Source organism: Billgrantia lactosivorans (assembly GCF_003254665.1).
GTDB classification, from domain to species: Bacteria; Pseudomonadota; Gammaproteobacteria; order Pseudomonadales; family Halomonadaceae; genus Halomonas; species Halomonas lactosivorans.
On record NZ_QHGY01000008.1, the window covers coordinates 84,697 to 101,808 of the forward strand.

At 65.7% G+C, this 17,112-nt stretch carries 18 protein-coding genes and 1 tRNA gene; 8 read left to right on the top strand and 11 right to left on the bottom strand.

Going from position 1 to position 17,112, the window contains the following annotated elements:
• Positions 1-23: 23 nt before the first annotated feature.
• From DIS04_RS15400 to DIS04_RS15425, 6 genes are all read right to left on the bottom strand, one after another.
• Positions 24-296: a DUF2160 domain-containing protein gene (locus tag DIS04_RS15400; RefSeq protein ID WP_111414668.1), complete on the bottom strand. Its 273-nt coding sequence runs from the start codon at positions 294-296 to the stop codon at positions 24-26.
• A 16-nt stretch (positions 297-312) separates the two neighbouring features.
• Entirely contained in the window at positions 313-1,206 is an 894-nt protein-coding gene (locus DIS04_RS15405; protein ID WP_179951284.1) for a carbohydrate ABC transporter permease, read from the bottom strand.
• Position 1,207: 1 nt separating this feature from the next.
• On the bottom strand, positions 1,208-2,092 hold the full coding sequence (locus DIS04_RS15410; RefSeq protein WP_111414669.1) for a carbohydrate ABC transporter permease: 885 nt from the start codon (positions 2,090-2,092) through the stop codon (positions 1,208-1,210).
• Positions 2,089-3,186, bottom strand: coding sequence for an ABC transporter ATP-binding protein (locus DIS04_RS15415; RefSeq protein WP_111414670.1), 1,098 nt, complete (start codon positions 3,184-3,186; stop codon positions 2,089-2,091). Before DIS04_RS15415 ends, DIS04_RS15410 begins: the two co-directional genes overlap by 4 nt.
• Entirely contained in the window at positions 3,186-4,274 is a 1,089-nt protein-coding gene (locus DIS04_RS15420) for an ABC transporter ATP-binding protein (RefSeq protein ID WP_111414671.1), read from the bottom strand. Before DIS04_RS15420 ends, DIS04_RS15415 begins: the two co-directional genes overlap by 1 nt.
• Before the next feature lie 531 nt (positions 4,275-4,805).
• On the bottom strand, positions 4,806-5,309 hold the full coding sequence (locus DIS04_RS15425; RefSeq protein WP_111414672.1) for a YqaE/Pmp3 family membrane protein: 504 nt from the start codon (positions 5,307-5,309) through the stop codon (positions 4,806-4,808).
• Between the two features lie 230 nt (positions 5,310-5,539).
• On the opposite strand from DIS04_RS15425, the gene DIS04_RS15430 reads away from it, so the two are divergent.
• The 6 genes from DIS04_RS15430 (at position 5,540) to putP (ending at position 12,597) form a co-directional block, all read left to right on the top strand.
• Positions 5,540-5,947 carry a CBS domain-containing protein gene (locus DIS04_RS15430; protein ID WP_111414673.1) on the top strand — a complete coding sequence of 136 codons (408 nt, stop codon included), beginning with the start codon at positions 5,540-5,542 and terminating at the stop codon, positions 5,945-5,947.
• 368 nt (positions 5,948-6,315) lie between these two features.
• Positions 6,316-6,389, top strand: a tRNA-Gly gene (locus tag DIS04_RS15435).
• A 73-nt stretch (positions 6,390-6,462) separates the two neighbouring features.
• A complete protein-coding gene (locus tag DIS04_RS15440; RefSeq protein ID WP_111414674.1) occupies positions 6,463-6,837 on the top strand; it encodes a hypothetical protein in 375 nt (124 codons plus the stop codon).
• Between the two features lie 60 nt (positions 6,838-6,897).
• Entirely contained in the window at positions 6,898-7,707 is an 810-nt protein-coding gene (locus tag DIS04_RS15445; protein WP_111414675.1) for an AraC family transcriptional regulator, read from the top strand.
• 177 nt (positions 7,708-7,884) lie between these two features.
• A complete protein-coding gene (gene putA / locus DIS04_RS15450) occupies positions 7,885-11,076 on the top strand; it encodes a bifunctional proline dehydrogenase/L-glutamate gamma-semialdehyde dehydrogenase PutA (RefSeq protein ID WP_111414676.1) in 3,192 nt (1,063 codons plus the stop codon).
• A 42-nt stretch (positions 11,077-11,118) separates the two neighbouring features.
• A complete protein-coding gene (gene putP / locus DIS04_RS15455; RefSeq protein WP_111414677.1) occupies positions 11,119-12,597 on the top strand; it encodes a sodium/proline symporter PutP in 1,479 nt (492 codons plus the stop codon).
• A gap of 70 nt (positions 12,598-12,667) precedes the next feature.
• Here the strand turns inward: putP and DIS04_RS15460 are convergent, their stop codons facing one another.
• Positions 12,668-12,964: a hypothetical protein gene (locus tag DIS04_RS15460; protein WP_111414678.1), complete on the bottom strand. Its 297-nt coding sequence runs from the start codon at positions 12,962-12,964 to the stop codon at positions 12,668-12,670.
• Positions 12,965-13,234: 270 nt separating this feature from the next.
• On the opposite strand from DIS04_RS15460, the gene DIS04_RS15465 reads away from it, so the two are divergent.
• On the top strand, positions 13,235-13,837 hold the full coding sequence (locus tag DIS04_RS15465) for an OmpW/AlkL family protein (protein WP_111414679.1): 603 nt from the start codon (positions 13,235-13,237) through the stop codon (positions 13,835-13,837).
• Positions 13,838-14,049: 212 nt separating this feature from the next.
• Positions 14,050-14,682, top strand: coding sequence for an OmpW/AlkL family protein (locus tag DIS04_RS15470; RefSeq protein ID WP_111414680.1), 633 nt, complete (start codon positions 14,050-14,052; stop codon positions 14,680-14,682).
• A gap of 75 nt (positions 14,683-14,757) precedes the next feature.
• On the opposite strand, the gene DIS04_RS15475 is transcribed toward DIS04_RS15470, so the two are convergent.
• The 4 genes from DIS04_RS15475 to DIS04_RS15490 form a co-directional block, all read right to left on the bottom strand.
• Entirely contained in the window at positions 14,758-15,258 is a 501-nt protein-coding gene (locus tag DIS04_RS15475; protein WP_111414681.1) for a gamma-glutamylcyclotransferase family protein, read from the bottom strand.
• Between the two features lie 31 nt (positions 15,259-15,289).
• Positions 15,290-15,622 (bottom strand): YqcC family protein, encoded by a 333-nt coding sequence (locus DIS04_RS15480; RefSeq protein WP_111414682.1) that lies wholly within the window; start codon positions 15,620-15,622, stop codon positions 15,290-15,292.
• A gap of 69 nt (positions 15,623-15,691) precedes the next feature.
• Positions 15,692-16,438: an amino acid ABC transporter ATP-binding protein gene (locus DIS04_RS15485; protein ID WP_111414683.1), complete on the bottom strand. Its 747-nt coding sequence runs from the start codon at positions 16,436-16,438 to the stop codon at positions 15,692-15,694.
• Complete coding sequence (locus tag DIS04_RS15490) at positions 16,435-17,109, bottom strand: amino acid ABC transporter permease (RefSeq protein ID WP_111414684.1); 675 nt, start codon at positions 17,107-17,109, stop codon at positions 16,435-16,437. The genes DIS04_RS15485 and DIS04_RS15490 overlap by 4 nt, the downstream gene beginning before the upstream one ends.
• Positions 17,110-17,112: the final 3 nt, after the last annotated feature.

The following is a 17,112-nucleotide window of genomic DNA, read 5'->3' on the forward strand; positions in this document are numbered from 1 at the left end:
GTTATCGTCCGTACAGCCTTGGTTCAGCCCCAGCGCATCAGCACCAGCAACCAGAGGACAGAAATCCCCAGGGCCAACCAAATCGAGAGATCGGTGAAGCCGACCGTCGCCAGGTGGATGTAGGCGGCGGAGAGCAGTCCGATGAAGAGGCGGTCGCCGCGGGTCGTGGCGATCGGCAGGAAGCCGCGCCGCTCCACCGTCGGGGAGACCAGCTCCCAGGCCGTCATGCCGAGCAGAATGACGGCGATGACGGAGAAGAAGATTGCCGTGGGCAGGGTCCAGACCATCCATTCCATGTCGCCTTCCTCCCCTTCAGGTCCGGCCCAGGGCAAAGCCCTTGGCGATGTGGTTGCGCACGAAGTAGACCACCACGATGCCCGGCACGATGGTCAGCACGCCGGCGGCGGCCAGGGTGCCCCAGTCGATCCCCGACGCGGTCGAGGTGCGTGTCATGATCGAGGCGATCGGCTGGGCGTTGGTCGCGGTGAGGGTGCGGGAGAGCAGCAGCTCGACCCAGGAGAACATGAACAGGAAGAACAGGGTCACCCCGATGCCCGAGCGGATCATGGGCAGGAAGATCTTCACGAAGAACGCCGGGAAGCTGTAGCCGTCGATATAGGCGGTCTCGTCGACCTCCTTGGGCACGCTGCTCATGAACCCCTCGAGGATCCACACCGCCAGCGGGATGTTGAACAGGCAGTGAGCCAGCGCCACGGCGATGTGGGTGTCGAACAGCCCCACCGAGTAGTAGAGCTGGAAATAGGGCAGCAGGAACACCGCCGGCGGTGCCATCAGGTTGGTCAGCAGCCAGAAGAACAGGTGCTTGTCGCCGATGAACTGGAAGCGGCTGAAGGCATAGGCGGCGGGCAGTGCCACGGAGATGCTGATCAGCATGTTCATCAGCACGTAGGCCAGCGAGTTGACGTAGCCCATGTACCAGTTCGAGTCGGTGAAGATGCCGATGTAGTTGCCCAGGGTGAACTGCTGCGGCCAGAACGAGAAGCTGCCGAGGATCTCGCTGTTGGTCTGGAACGACAGGTTGAGCAGCCAGTAGATGGGCAGCAGCACGAAGACGAGATAGACCCCGAGCAGCGTGCGGCGACGCCAGCGGGTGGTGGCGGGGCGCGCCTGCCTGCGGCGCTTGGCGGCAGTCTCGGCGGCCTGGCGGCGGACGCTTTCGGGTGTGGTCGGCACGGTGCTGGTCATGTCAGGCGCCTCCCTGTGCAGTGTTGTCCTTCTGGCTGTTCATGATCGCGGTGTAGAAGACCCAGCAGACCAGCAGGATGATGAGGAAGTAGATCAGCGAAAAGGCCGCCGAGGGGCCCAGGTCCTGCTGGGCGATGGCCATGGTCGTCAGCGACTGGCTGAGGAAGGTGGTGGAACTGCCCGGCCCGCCTCCGGTCAGGACGAACGGCTCGGCGTAGATCATGAAGGAGTGCATGAAGCGCAGCAGCACGCCGATCACCAGCACGTTGGTCAGCTTGGGCAGCTGGATGTAGCGGAACACCGCCCACCGCGAGGCGCGATCGATGCGCGCCGCCTGGTAGTAGGCGTCCGGGATCGAGCGCAGGCCGCTGTAGCACAGCAGCGCGATCAGCGGCGTCCAGTGCCATACGTCCATCAGGATGATCGTGGCCCAGGCATCGGTGGGGTTGCGGGTGATGTTGTAGGCATAGCCCAGTTCACGAATGCCCACGCCCATCAGGCCGATGTCGCCGCGGGTGAAGAGCTGCCAGATGCTGCCCACCACGTTCCACGGGATCAGCAGCGGCAGCGTGATCAGGATCAGCACCGCGGAGGCCTGCCAGCCGCGCTTGGGCATCAGCAGGGCGATGCCGATCCCCAGCGGCACCTCGATCGCCAGGATGGTGAACGAGAAGGCGAACTGGCGCAGCAGCGCCGCCTGCAGGGAGCGATCGTTGAGGATGGCCTCGAACCACTCGGTGCCGGTGAAGAAGCGGGTATTGGCGTCGAACACGTCCTGCACGGAGTAGTTGACCACCGTCATCAGCGGCACGATGGCCGAGAAGGCCACCAGCAGCAGCATGGGCAGGATCAGGAACCAGGCCCGGTTGTTCTGCACCTTGTTCATTGCCCCACCTCCACGCGGAACTCGTCGATGTACAGGTTCAGCCACGCCGCGGGAAAGCGAACGTGGGCGGTGCGCCCCGGCAGCGGCCGGTCCTCCGCGAGGCGGGCGCGAAAGGTCTCGCCGGCAAAGGTGAACGACACGATTCGATAGGTGCCGAGGTCCTGCAGCATGACGATCTCGACCTCATGGGTATCGTCGGCGGGCACGTCCGAGATCTCGACGAACTCGGGGCGAATGCCGAGCTTGAGATTGCGTGAGCGGGCCTGGCGGATCGCCTCGAGCATGGCCGGTGGCAGGCTCAGATCGACGGTGCCGGCTCGCGCCCCGGACTCGGTGCGCACGATCTCGACGAAGTTCATGCCGGGGCTGCCGATGAAGTAGCCGACGAAGGTGTGGGCGGGGGCTTCGAACAGCTCGCGCGGGGTGCCGAACTGCACCACCTGCCCCTCGTACATCACCGCAATCTTGTCGGCGAAGGTCGAGGCCTCGAGCTGATCGTGGGTCACGTAGATCATGGTGATGTTGAAGCGCTCGTGGATCTCCTTGAGCTTGCGCCGGAGCTTCCACTTGAGCTGCGGGTCGATCACCGTGAGCGGCTCGTCGAAGAGGATCGCCGAGACGTCGTCGCGTACCAGGCCGCGGCCCATGGAGACCTTCTGCTTCTCGTCGGCGGTGAGGTTGCGCGCCTTGCGCCGCAGCAGCGAGGTGAGGTCGAGCACATCGGCCACCTCGGCCACGCGCTCGCGCACCTTGGCCTCGGGCGTGCCCACGTTGCGCAGCGGGAAGGCCAGGTTGTCGTACACCGTCATGGTGTCGTAGACCACCGGGAACTGGAACACCTGGGCGATGTTGCGCTCCTCGGGCGGCAGCTCGTTCATCACCTGGTCGTCGAACAGCACCTGGCCGTCCGAAGGCGTTAGCAGCCCCGAGATGATGTTGAGCAGGGTCGACTTGCCGCAGCCGGAGGGCCCCAGCAGCGCATAGGCGCCACCCTGCTGCCAGACGTGCTCCATCTGGCGGATGGCATAGTCCTCGGGGCCGGCGGGCTGGGCCGCATAGCTGTGCGCCAGCGACTTGAGTGTGATCTGGGCCATCAGTGCGCTCCTGGACGGGCGGGAATGTGCACCACGTCGCCATGTCGGTCGAAGGCGTAGATCTTGTGGGTCGGAAAATAGACCTTGATCTCCTGGTCGACGGCGAACGGATGGATGCCGGTCAGGTGCAGTACCAGATGGAACAGGTCGTTGTGCACGTGCAGGAAGGTCTCCGAGCCGCTGATCTCGGCAATGTCGACCTTCATCTTCAGCTCAAGGTCGTCTTCCGCCTGGGGCGCGAGGCCGATGTGCGAGGCACGCACGCCGAACTGGTACTGGCCCGGAGCCAGCTTCGCCAGCTCCCGGTTGAGCGGGAAGTGCACGTCGCGATCGAAGGTGACCTCCGCCCCCGACACCATCGCCGGCACCACGTTGATGGGCGGCTCGGAGAACATCTCGGCGGTCAGTACGTCGCGCGGCCGATGGTAGACATCCTCGGTGGGGCCGTACTGCAGCAGCCGCCCCTCGTGCAGTACCGCGGTGTGGCCGCCCAGCGCCAGCGCCTCGTTGGGCTCGGTGGTGGCGTAGACGGCGATGCAGTTGCGCGCCTTGAACAGCTCGCGCAGCTCCTCGCGAAACTCCTCGCGCAGCTTGTAGTCGAGGTTGACCAGCGGCTCGTCGAACAGGATCAGGTCGGCGTCCTTGACCAGCGCGCGGCCCATGGCGGTGCGCTGCTGCTGACCGCCGGAGAGCTCCGCCGGGTAACGCTCGAGCAGGTGCTCGATGTGCAGCATGGCGGCAGTTTCATGAACCCGACGGCGAATCTCCTCGGCCGGCACCCGCGCCAGCTTGAGCGGCGAGGCAATATTGTCGAAGACGGTGAGACCCGGATAGTTGATGAACTGCTGGTAGACCATCGAGACGTTGCGCTTGCGCACCGAACGGCGCGTCACGTCCTCGCCATGCATCAGCACACGGCCGCGTGTCGGGGTCTCGAGGCCGGCCATGATCCGCATCAGCGTCGTCTTGCCGGCCAGGGTTCGCCCCAGCAGGACGTTGAAGGAACCGGGAGCCAGCTCGAGATGCATCCCCTCGATGTGCGTGGCGCCATTCACCACATGGTCGATGTTTTCCAGTATCAGAGACATGCTGAACTCTTTGTCGTCGTTATCGAGTCGTTGTATGAAGCGGGGCACCTCGCGCGCACGGCATCGCTTGCCGCAGCCCGCCAGGGCGATGGCCAGACACGGCAAGTTTCGCTGGAGACGCTCGCCTCACGGGCAGCGCAGAGGGGGCACCGGATCGCCCGCTCTTGCCTCGGTTGCAGGGGAGTGGATAGGACATGGGCTCGCCTGTTGTTCTTGTCGAGTCGTCGTCATTGAGGCCGTGACAAACGAACAGCTATCGGCGTCACGCATTCGATTGTGATCGAAAACGAACCTCAAATGTTCGAATTACGATAGCGAGACTAGCCCAGAGAGCGATGGGCGGCAACGCCCATGTTCGAATCAACACTTATACCATGGTCTAATCTAGCCAGGCTCCGTCAGGGCCTGGCGCTTTCCACCGGCTTCGCCCGCCTTCCGCTGGCGCCAGCATTGTTCGGTTACGAAGATGTCGGTTGGCGGAAGCGGACCCGCCCCAGGCTGCACACCTGGCGACGCCGTGTGCCACCTGGCTCAGTCCTGCCGGCGCCGCAGCCAGGCCCAGGCGTAGAGGCAACCTGGCACCCACCCCAACAGCGTGAGAAGCAGGCAGATGACCACCCGTCGGCCTCCTCCCTGGGCCAGGCCGACGGCCAAGGGAGGCAGCAGCACGGCGAGCGCCTGGTAGGCAAAGCGCAAAGCGGGCGACGCCTGCCAGGCTGGCGACGAAGGCGCCACCGCCTCGGCCCTGCCCGGCCCGGTAGACGAGGAAGGCACATACTCCTGAACCGCATCGTCCACCTCGCGCCCCGGCCGATGCGCCTCGTGGTCGATCTTCGGGTCGATGCCCTCCGCCCCCTCGGCCAGTTCCTCGTGGTAGCGCTCCCAGTCCTCCCAGTCATAGGGCGTGCCGGCCCGTGGCCGATGCCCTCCCGCTTCACGGGCCCGCTCCCACGCCTTCTCTTCCAGGGTGTTGGGGCGCTCCTCGTCCCGGCGGCCATCGAGCCCTTTTCTGGCCAGGTATTCGCGCGCGTCCATAACCGCCTCCCGCTGTGATCGTGGCGCCAGTTCCGCTGGGCCTCCTGACAAGCTAGCCCAGGTTTCACCTCTTGGAGCCATTCCGTCCCGGCCATGTTCCGCGGCCCCCCGTGCCCCTGTCGTCAAGGGCACGAGCGTTGGCCAGATGTTGAAGAGCTTCCTTATGCCCGGGTCGTCTCGGCTATGCTGAAGGTGTCCCGCCGAGAGCGTTCGGAACAAGGAGATGCGCCATGCCCAACAGGGCCCCCACCATCGTTCGCGAGATCATGTCCCGGGATTGCTACCGGGTCACCGGCAACACCTCGATCACGACCCTGGCCGAAGGCCTCGCCCTGCACCGCCTGCCTGGCGTACCGGTCGTCGACGATCACGACCAGCTGATCGGCTTCATCTCCGAGCAGGACGTGATGGGCAAGCTGCTCCAGAGCGCCTACCTCAATGACGAAGCCCCCCTGGTGAAGGAGCTGATGCGCAATGAGGTCCTGTCCGTCTCGCCCACCAAGAGCATCACCGACCTGGCCCAGGAGATGCTTGGCCAGAAGCCCAAGGTCTACCCGGTAACCGAGCAGGGCCGCCTGTGCGGCATCGTGACCCGTCGTGACGTGCTGACCGCCATCCTGCGCATGCGATACAGCTAGACCTTGGCCCCGGCGGCAGGCCGGGGCACGGCAACCTCCCCGGGCGAGACGAACGACACTGTGGCGGGGCCCGCACCTCGTCACGGCCACTTGCTGCACGCCACCATCAGCACGCCACCCATAAAAAACCGCCCATGACGGTAGTCATGGGCGGCAAGATCGAAACTGCGAGCCAGAGCAACAGTGTTAGCGACTGCCATCGCGCTGTTGCCTGTACCAGATATGACAGCAGCAAGCAAAAAAGTTCGCCAGTGTTCGGTAATTTTTTTGCGGCCCAACGAAAAACAAGCACTTAGCGTCCGGCAAAGGTGAATTTCACGCCCCCGCTTGCAATGCCCAAGCCCTTGGTTTTACTATCGAAACGCCTCGCGGGTGTAGCTCAATGGTAGAGCAGAAGCTTCCCAAGCTTAAGACGAGGGTTCGATTCCCTTCACCCGCTCCAGAACCGGCAGCAGGTCGCTGCACCAGGCGGCAGAGCGTAGGCCTGGCCGTCCTTTCCCCAGCGTGGCACTTCCATGGCACTCTTCCTGCTCATCTTCGCCGTCTGCCTGTTCGTCATCGGTGGTGTGGTACTGATCCTGCTGTTCTCGCGCACGCCGCGCTATCGCACCGAGCCGGAGCAACTCCTCGAGCTGTTCGACAAGGCGCTGGCCAGCCAGGTCGGCGAAAACGAGTGGAACCTCGTTATCAACTACCCGATCCGTCACGACGATTACCTCGACGGCGTGCGCCGCCGCGCCCGCCTCCTGATGCAGGAGCATGGCCGCCACTGGCAGGTCGCCCAGGGCAAGCCCCTGCTCGACAAGACCGGCCACGCGGAGCTGACCGCGCTGCGCAACCACCTCGCCGCCCACCATCGCCTGCGCACGCGTCAGCGCGACGGCTCATAGCACCGGCCGGTCACTGCCTGTGGTATGCTTCGATGCGATAGCCACAGGCGGGAGGCCCTCATGTCCAGCGTCATACGCCAGATACCGCTCGACACCGCTACCCAGCATCACGCCCACGACTTCCATCAGATCGTCATCGGCCTGCACGGCCGCGCGGAATTCGAGATCGAGGGTCTGGGCGGCGCCATTTCCGCCCTCTCCGGCTGCATCGTGCCTGCCAACCACGTGCACCACTACATGGGCCAGGGTGAGAACCGCCAGCTCATCCTCGACCTGCCCGCCGACGCGCCCTCCCTCACCGGCTATCACCACGAGCTGTCACGGCTGTTCGACGCCCCGCGCTTCTTCGCCCTGGACACGCCGCTCAAGCACTTCCTGGACTTCCTGCTGCTCGAGCAGGCCGCCAGCCGGCACCTGAACACCGCCCAGAGCGATCGCCTGGCCGCCACCTTCCTCGGCTGCCTGCACGCCAGGCTTGGCGCCACTACGCCAACCCCGCCGATGCGACGCCTCGACCTGGTCAAGCTCGACCGCTTCATCGACCGCCACCTGGCCTCGTCGATCTCGGTGGCCGACCTGGCCGCCCAGGCGTGCCTCAGCGAAGCGCATTTCCGCAGCCGCTTCCGTGAGCAGACCGGCCTCTCCCCGTGGCAGTACGTACGCCGCCGCCGCCTGGAAGCGGCTCGCCGCCTGCTCGAGGAGAGCCGCATGCCGCTGTCCCAGATCGCCCTCAACACCGGCTTTGCCCACCAGAGCGCCCTGTCGCACGCGTTTCGCAGCGCCTACGGCCATCCTCCCAGCCAGCTTCGACGCGCCCGGCTGGAGCGCTCCCCGGGCGTCACCGCAAACCGACTACCACATACGACTTAAGTCGCAATTTCAATCCCCCTTCCCGCGAGTCCCGCGAAATCGGCAAATCCTTCCGGGGTTTTGACAAGCAGGCACGCCGTTCGCCCCCTACAGTCAAGGAAGAACACCCATGCTCCGGCGCTACGTCCGGCGCATGGTCCTTGCCGTTACAGGACGGGTGACATCCGGGGAATACCTATGCTCAACGCCAACACAATGCTGGAGGCTGCCTCCTGGCAGCAGGATCTCGATACCCTGTTCTCGCGCATCAGTGACCATTACATCGTGGACGAGGAAGCCTTCGTCCAGGAGCTGGTCGACGTGCTGAGTGCCGATCCCGAGGACTTCCGACGCATCGCGAGCAAGACCGCCGAGCTGGTCCGTGAAGTGCGCGAGATGGACACCGCGGTGGACACCATCGACGAGCTGCTCCAGCAGTACAGCCTCGATACCCACGAGGGGCTGATGCTGATGTGCCTGGCCGAGGCCATGCTGCGCATCCCCGACACGGCCACGGCCGACGCGCTGATCGAGGACAAGCTGGGCCCCGCCGACTGGAAGGCACACGTCGGGAAGAGCGACTCCTGGCTGGTCAACGCCTCCACCTGGGGCCTGCTGATGACCGGCCGCGTGGTCACCCTCGACAAGCCGCGCGACGGCAAGCCCTCGGGCTTCATCAACCGCATGGTCAATCGCATGGGCGAGCCCGTGATCCGCCGCGCGATGTACGAGGCGATGAAGATCATGGGCAAGCAGTTCGTGCTCGGCCGTGACATCGACGAGGCGCTGAAGCGCTCGCGGCCGCTGTTCGACAAGGGCTACACCTACTCCTACGACATGCTGGGCGAGGCAGCGCGCACCCGAGCCGATGCCAAGCGCTATTTCGACGACTACGCGCTTGCCATCGAGCGGGTCGGCCTGACCGGCGCCAAGCTCGCCGAGCATACGCCAGCGCCCTCGGTGTCGATCAAGCTGTCGGCGCTGCATCCGCGCTACGAGTTCGGTCGCCGCGAACAGGTCCTGCGCGAACTGGTCGGCAGCGTCCGGGAACTGGTCGCCATGGCACGCCAGCGCAGCGTGGCGCTGACCATCGACGCCGAGGAGGTCGACCGCCTGGAGCTGTCGCTGGAGGTGTTCCGCGCCGTCTACGAGAGCGACGACTGCCGGGGCTGGGGCCATTTCGGCCTGGTGGTGCAGGCCTACTCCAAGCGCGCCCTGCCGGTGCTGCACTACCTCAACCGCCTGGCCGAGCGCCAGGGCGACGAGATCCCCGTGCGCCTGGTCAAGGGCGCCTACTGGGACAGCGAGATCAAGGAGTCCCAGCAGCTCGGCGTCGACGGCTACCCGGTCTACACGCGCAAGGCGTGCACCGACGTCGCCTACCTGGTGTGCGCACGCTTCCTGCTTTCCGATCAGACCCGCGCCCGCATCTTTCCGCAGTTCGCCACCCATAACGCCCACACCATCAGCACCATCCTCGAGATGGGCAACGAGGCCACACGCCCGTTCGAGTTCCAGCGCCTTCACGGCATGGGCGAAGCGCTCTACGATGCGGCGCTGAAGCGCGCCCCCCGGGGCACCTACTGCCGCATCTATGCCCCGGTGGGCGCGCACAAGGACCTGCTGCCCTACCTGGTGCGCCGCCTGCTCGAGAACGGCGCCAACTCCTCGTTCGTGCACCAGCTGGTCGACCCCAAGGTGCCGGTGGAGTCGCTCTGCGAGCATCCGGTGGAGGCGCTGGCCCAGTACAAGACCTTGGCCAATCCGAGAATCCCCCTGCCCCGGGACATCTACGGGGCCAAGCGCAGGAACTCGCGGGGCGTCAACCTCAACGTGCGCAGCCACTACGAGCCGCTGATGAAGGCCATGGCGGGATTCATGGAGCGCAGCTACGAGGTCGGCCCGCTGCTCGCCTTTGCCGTGGAACGGGATCCCGCCAGCGTTCACGAGGTGTTCAGTCCCTACGATCGTCGCCAGCGGGTCGGCAGCGTGCAGTGGACCCGCCGTGACCAGGCCGCCCGTGCCGTGGACGCCGCCTGGGCCGCCTTCCCGCGCTGGGAAGCCACGCCGGTGGCCGAGCGCGCCGCCATCGTTCGCCGCCTGGGCGACCTGATGGAGGAGAACATGGCCGAACTGATGGCGCTGTGCTCCCGCGAGGGCGGCAAGCTGCTCACCGACGGCGTCGACGAGATCCGCGAAGCGGTGGATTTCTGCCGCTACTATGCCATGCGCGCCGAGGAGCAGTTCGGTGAGCCGATCGAGCTGCCCGGCCCCACCGGCGAGTCGAACCAACTGATGCTGAACGGCAAGGGCGTATTCGCCGCGATCAGTCCATGGAACTTCCCGGTGGCAATCTTCTGCGGCCAGATGGTCGCCGCCGCCGTGGCCGGCAACAGCGTACTGGCCAAGCCCGCCGAGCAGACCTCCATCGTCGCCCACCGGGTCGTGGAGCTGCTCTACGAAGCCGGCATGCCGCGCGACGTGGTTCAGCTGCTGCCGGGCGACGGCCCCACCGTGGGCAGCGTGCTCACCTCCGACCCGCGCATCACCGGGGTCGTCTTCACCGGCGGCACCGACACCGCACAGATCATCAACCGTGCCCTGGCGGCGCGCGAGAACGCCCCGCTGCCGGCGCTGGTCGCCGAGACCGGCGGCATGAACGCCCTGATCGTCGATTCCACCGCCCTGCCGGAGCAGGTCGTGGCCGATGTGGTCCAGTCCGCCTACCAGAGTGCCGGCCAGCGCTGCAGCGCGCTGCGCGTACTCTACCTGCAGGACGACGTGGCCGATCGCGTCCTCGAGATCCTGCGCGGCGCCATGGAGGAGCTTCACGTCGGCGACCCGCGCGATCTGGGCACCGACGTGGGGCCGGTGATCGACGAGGATGCGCGCAGGAACCTGCTGGCCCACATCGAACGGCTCAAGGGCGAGGGGCGCCTGCTGGCGGAGACCCGCCTGGATCCGGCCCACACCGCACACGGCACCTTCGTGCCGCCGGTGGCCTTCCGCATCGACGCCATCGACGCCCTGGAGCGGGAGCAGTTCGGCCCGGTGCTGCACGTGGTGCGCTACAAGGCCAGCGAGATCGAAGAGGTACTGGAGTCGATCAACGCCAAGGGTTACGGGCTAACGTTCGGGGTACATAGCCGCAACGAATCCTTTGCACAGCTCGTCGCCCAGAGGATTCGCGTTGGCAATGTCTATATAAACCGGAATATCATCGGCGCCGTCGTGGGCGTACAGCCGTTCGGCGGCCAGGGCCTATCCGGCACCGGCCCCAAGGCGGGCGGACCGCACTACCTGCTGCGTTTCGCCACGGAGAAAACGGTGACCGTCAATACCGCCGCCCTGGGCGGCAATGCGTCGCTGCTTGCGCTGGGAGACGAGTGACCAGACTCGTCTATGACCACAAGAAGATTGAAGGAACCCCCAATGGTAGAGAACAACATGGCTATCGGCTTCACCTTCGCGGTGTATCTCATCGTGATGCTAGGCATCGGTATCGTGGCCTACATGCGTACCACCAACCTTTCCGACTACATCCTCGGCGGCCGCTCGCTCGGCCCCTGGACCTCGGCGATCTCCGCCGGGGCGTCGGACATGTCGGGCTGGCTGCTGCTGGGCCTGCCCGGTGCCGCCTATGTCAGCGGCATCTCGGCCAGCTGGATCGCCATCGGCCTGCTGATCGGCACCTGGCTCAACTGGCTGATCGTGGCGCGCCGCCTGCGCCTCTACAGCTTCAAGGTCAGCGATGCCCTGACCCTGCCCGAGTATTTCGCCAACCGCTTCCGTGACAAGTCACAGCTGCTGCGCGTGATATCGGCGGTGTTCATCCTGATGTTCTTCCTCTTCTACACCAGCTCCGGGCTGGTCGCCGGCGGCCGGCTGTTCGAGACGGTGTTCGGGCTCGATTACACCGTCGCCGTGACCATCGGCACCCTGACGATCATCTCCTACACCTTCATCGGCGGCTTCCTGGCGGTCTCCTGGACCGACCTGATCCAGGGCCTGATGATGGCCGCGGCGCTCGCCATCGTGCCGATCATCGCCTTCGGCGACCTGGGCGGCACCAGCGGCGCCGGCGCCGCTCTCGCCGCCGAAAGCGAGTACATGCTTTCCTGGTTCCGCGACGCCTCCAGCGGCGAGGCGCTGACCGTCATCGGCATCGTCAGCTCGCTGGCCTGGGGCCTGGGCTACTTCGGCCAGCCACACATCCTGGCGCGCTTCGCCGCCATTCGCAGTGATCGCGACATTCCCGCCGCGCGCCGCATTGCCGTGACCTGGACCGCCATCGCCCTGATCAGCTCGATCGCCGTGGGCCTGCTCGGGGTGGGCTTCGTGCAGCGGGACCTGGCCGACGGCGAGACCGTGTTCATGGTGATGGTCAACCTGATCTTCCATCCGGTCATCGCCGGCATCCTGCTCGCCGCCATCCTCGCCGCGATCATGTCCACCGCCGACTCCCAGCTGCTGGTCTCCTCCTCGGCGCTGACCGACGATTTCTACAAGGCGATCTTCCGCAAGGACGCCAGCCAGACCGAGCTGGTGTGGATCGGCCGCCTGGCGGTCATCGCCATCGCCGTACTCGCCTACCTGCTGGCGCTCAACCCCGATGCCACCGTGCTCGATCTGGTCGCCTACGCCTGGGCCGGCTTCGGTGCCGCCTTCGGCCCGGCGCTGATCATGTCGCTCTACTGGCGGCGCATGAACAAGTGGGGCGCCCTGGCCGGCATCGTGGTAGGGGGCGTCACCGTGGTGATCTGGGCCGAGCTGTCCGGCGGCATCTTCGATCTCTACGAGATCGTGCCGGGCGTGGTCCTGGCCTACCTCGCCATCGTGGCGGCAAGCCTCGCCACGGAAGAGCCGGACCTGCGCGTGACCGCCGACTTCGATACCTTCGAGGAGGCATGATTACCCGGCGGGGCGGGAACTGGCCCGCCGGATGACGAAAAGCCGCCCTCGTGGCGGCTTTTTCGTGGCCTCACGCCAGCCAGAGGGCACGCGCGATCACCAGCAGGCAAAAGGCGCACAGCGCCACCAGGCTCACCGGCGGGCGAGTGGCTCGCCGCAGCCAGTGACGGCGAAACTCGAGCCCCAGGGGCTGCATGAAGGCCGCGCCCAGCGCCCAGACACCCAGCCCGATGGCCGGCATGCGCAGGGACATCGGCAACCCGCTGATCAGCTCGGGTTGAATCAGCAGCCACAGCGCCAGGGCGGCGGCGATCAGCATGGCTGCCAGCGTCAGCCACATCGGGCGATCCTGAACCTCGCTCATCATCTTGCGTTCTCCCGTGTACGCTTACTCAAGGCTTAGCCCCTGCCGCATCCCGGCGCCATGCTGCAAGACAGCAATAATTGTACAGCTCGTTGCGCCCGGCTTGTCATATTCAAGGCTTTGAAATTAGGCAATCATGCAATTATAGCAATCAATCAGGCCAATAACGGCGATAACAAAATTAAACAGGACTTTTAGAAACAGTGTTCGTATAGTAGACAGCGTCCAATGCTGCCGGGAACCTCCGGCGTTAGAAACCAGGAGGACGCTGTTATGAAACCGATCCGTCTGATTCCTGTGGTTGCCGTTGCAGCCAGCACCCTCTTCGTCAGCCAGGCGGCACTGGCCTACGGCGCCGGGGATGTCTTCGTGCGTGGCGGCTTCGCCAAGTCAGAACCAAGCTCCGATAACGGGGAGGTGGCCGGCCAAGACCTTTCCATCGAGGATTCCAACGGCTTCACCTTCGGCGCGGGCTACCTGTTCCACGACAAGATCGGCGTCGAGCTGAACAGCTCCGAGAAGATCGAGCACGATCTCGCGCTGGGCGGGGGGGATGCCGGCTCAATCGACCGCATGCCGGTCAACCTGCTGGTCAACTACTACCCGCTGGGTGGGCTGGATTCCAAGGTGCAGCCCTACCTGGGTGCCGGCGTGAACTACACCCGCTTCTCCGGCGAGCCGGATGGCATCAACGCTGACAATAGCTACGGCGCTGCCGGTCAGGTCGGGATTGATCTCGCCATCACGGATAACCTGATGCTGAATGGCTTTGCCAACTATGCCGAAGTTCACTCGGACGTCTCCGCGGCTGGCAGCGAATCGGAAGTCAAGGTGGATCCCCTGACCGTCGGCGGCGGCGTGACCTTCCGCTTCTGATCCACGCCAGGCTGGCAGTACCGCAGTGCGCAAGCGCCGGGCCCTTGGCCCGGCGCTTTTCGCTTGCGCCCAAAAAAGCATGTGAAGTGCCTGTTTGGTTGCCGGCAGCAACTATTGCCGTGGGTCAATATTCTGCCGTCAGGCACTGAGTAGACTGGCTTCGTTTGCCAGCAGCCTCGGGCTGCCCCCTTCGCCAACGACAGGAGTCGACCATGCGCAAACCCGCCCTTCCCATGCTCTTCGGCGCCGGCCTGGCAGCCACCGCCCTCATCGCCAGCGGCCAGGCACTGGCCTACAACCAGGGCGATTTCATCACTCGCGTGGGCGTCGCCCATGTCGACCCCAAGGGCGACAACGGCAGCCTCGCCGATGGCGCCTTCGATGTGGAGGTGGATAGCGACACCAACCTGGGCTTTACCCTGGGGTACCTGTTCCACGACAAGCTGGGCGTCGAGCTGCTGGCGGCCCTGCCGTTCAAGCACGATATCGAACTCAATGGAGTCGAGGCCGCTTCGACAAAGCACCTGCCGCCGACCCTGACCCTGCAGTACTACCCGCTGGGTGGCACCGGCAACCAGCTCCAGCCCTATGCCGGCGTCGGCCTCAACTACACCCACTTTTTCAGCGAAGAGATCGATGTCCCTGGCGTCGAGCTCGAACTCGACAGCTCCTGGGGCCTGGCCGGCCAGCTCGGTGTCGACGTGCGCCTGGACGATGGCTGGGGGGTCAATGCCGCCGCCTGGTACGTCGATATCGATACCGATGCCAGCCTGAACGGCACGGATGTGGGCACGGTCAATATCGACCCCTGGGTCTTCATGGCCGGCGTCAGCTACCGCTTCTGACCCCGCCCTATCGTCGCGAGGCCCGCCGCATGGCGGGCCTCGTGCGTTGCGGGGTCGAGCGACGAGTCGGCGTGCTCAGCGCGGGGAGTGGCGCGACAGGCCAAGCTGGGATAGCACGCGATCCTCGAGGCCGTGGATCGCCTCGACCCGGGCCAGCCGGCGATAGTAGTCGTGGCTGAGAAAGGGCCGCCCGGCCAGCAGATGCTCGAGGTACTCCCGCGCCGGCTTGAGGGCCTGGGCGGTGGTGCCGGGCGCAGCGACATAGACCCAGGCCTCGATCGGACCTTCGTCGGTGACGATGGGGTGGCGGTGGCGCTGGTACTCATGCGGATGACCCTCGAAGGGATCCATGAGCTCGATCTGGGCCGGCTCGAGCAGCTCGAACAGCGCGCCCTCGACGCTCTCGCCCGCTGCTGGCGCCACGTTGGCATGGGCGACGCCCGCGACCCGCGAGGCCTTGTCGAAGCGCAAGGCATGGTGGTGCAGCGTGCCCGCCAGGGCGCGTCGCGTCGCGCCGATGCGGGCCTCGACGCGTGCCACGTTCATGTTGCTGCCATAGGCGAAGTAGTACGGCATGGCGTCTCCGTGGCTTGGGCGATGCGCAGCGTCAGTTCTCGGTGACCAGGCGGTCGATCTCCTCGACGGCCTTGCACAGCAGCAGGCGATCGCTGGCGCGGGCACCCTGCTGCGCCAGATAGGTATCGACCACGGGCGCCACGTCGCATTTCGCCGGCATCGGCGCCCTGGCCTCGACCAGCGCGTCGAGCCGGGCGATGAACACGAAGCGCAGCCACTGGGGCAGCGCCATGGTATCGATGCAGAACGGCTGCTCGCTCTGGTAGGCGTCGGGCGCCGGCGCGCTCATGCGCCACATGTTGGTGGCCCTCATGGTGGCCTCGAGACGGCGCAGTGCCACGTCGAGCTCGTCGTGTACGGTCATGGAGACTCCTGTGCAACTGTGCCTTCATTATCGCACAACTGAGCCGGCCTCCAACCGCGCGAGGGCCGCTCAGGCGGGCTGGCCGGCCAGGATCTTGCGCAGGAAGTCACGCGTACGCGGATCGCGAGGCGCATTGAAGAGCTGCGAAGGCGGCCCCTGCTCGACGATGCGTCCACCCTCCATGAATACCACGCGATCCGCCACGTCCCGGGCGAAGCCCATCTCGTGCGTGACCACCAGCATGGTCTGCCGCTCACGGGCCAGCTGCTTCATCAACCCGAGCACCTCCTCGACCCACTCGGGGTCGAGCGAGGAGGTCGGCTCGTCGAACAGGATCACTTCGGCCTGAGCGGCCATGGCCCGGCCGATGCCGACCCGCTGCTGCTGACCGCCGGAGAGCGAGGCCGGGTAGGCGTCCGCCTTGTCGGCCAGTCCGATGCGCTCGAGGATCTCGCGGGCCCGGGCGTGCGCCCTGGCCTTGGGCCAGCGGTTCACCACGATCAAGCCTTCGGCGATGTTCTCGAGTGCGGTCTTGTTGGCGAACAGCGCGTAGTTCTGGAACACGAACGCCGTGCGCCGCCTCGCCGCCAGGATATCGGCCCGACTGGCCCGGGTGACGTCGACGCTCAGGTCGCCGATGACCAGATGGCCGGCATCGGGGCGCTCGAGAAAGTTGAGGCAGCGCAGCAGCGTCGACTTGCCGGTCCCCGAGGGGCCGATCACGACGATGATTTCCCCCTGCGCGATGTCGAGGTCGATGCCATCGAGCACGGTTGCGTCGCCGAAGCGCTTGACGAGATTGGCGATCTTGATCATCTGCGGTAGGCCCTGTTGAGTCGCAGCTCCAGCCATCGCTGGAACCAGGCCAGCAGCTCGACGATGATCCAGTACAGGATCGCCACCGTGATGAAGGCCTCGAAATAGAGGAAGCTGCCGGCCGCCTCCTTCTGGGTCGCCCCCATCAGCTCCGTGACACCGAGGGTGAAGGCCAGCGAGGTCGCCTTGATCATGTCGATGAAGTAGTTCATCAGCGTGGGCACGGCCACGCGGGTGGCCTGGGGCAGCACGATGCGGCGCATCAGCTGACCATTGGTCATGCCGATCGACAGGGCCGCCTCGGTCTGGCTGCGGTCGACCCCCACGATGGCGGCGCGTATCGACTCCGCCATGTAGGCGGAGAAGTGCAGCGTGAGGCCCATGATCGTGGCGGTGATGCCGTTGATCTGGGTCAGGAAGGCCAGCAGCTGCGGCAGGCCGTAGTAGAACAGGAACAGCTGGACCAGCAGCGGGGTGCCGCGGAAGAAGGAGATGAACAGCAGGGTCGCCGCGTTCAGCCCCGGGATCTTCAGCACGCGGATCACCGCCAGGCCGCAGGAGAGGATCAGGGCCAGGGCCATGCCCGCCGCGGCCATCTGCAGCGTGAGCGGCAGATAGCGCAGCAGGACGGGCACCAACCCCAGCATGTAGTCGAAGTCGAGGACACGCATGGA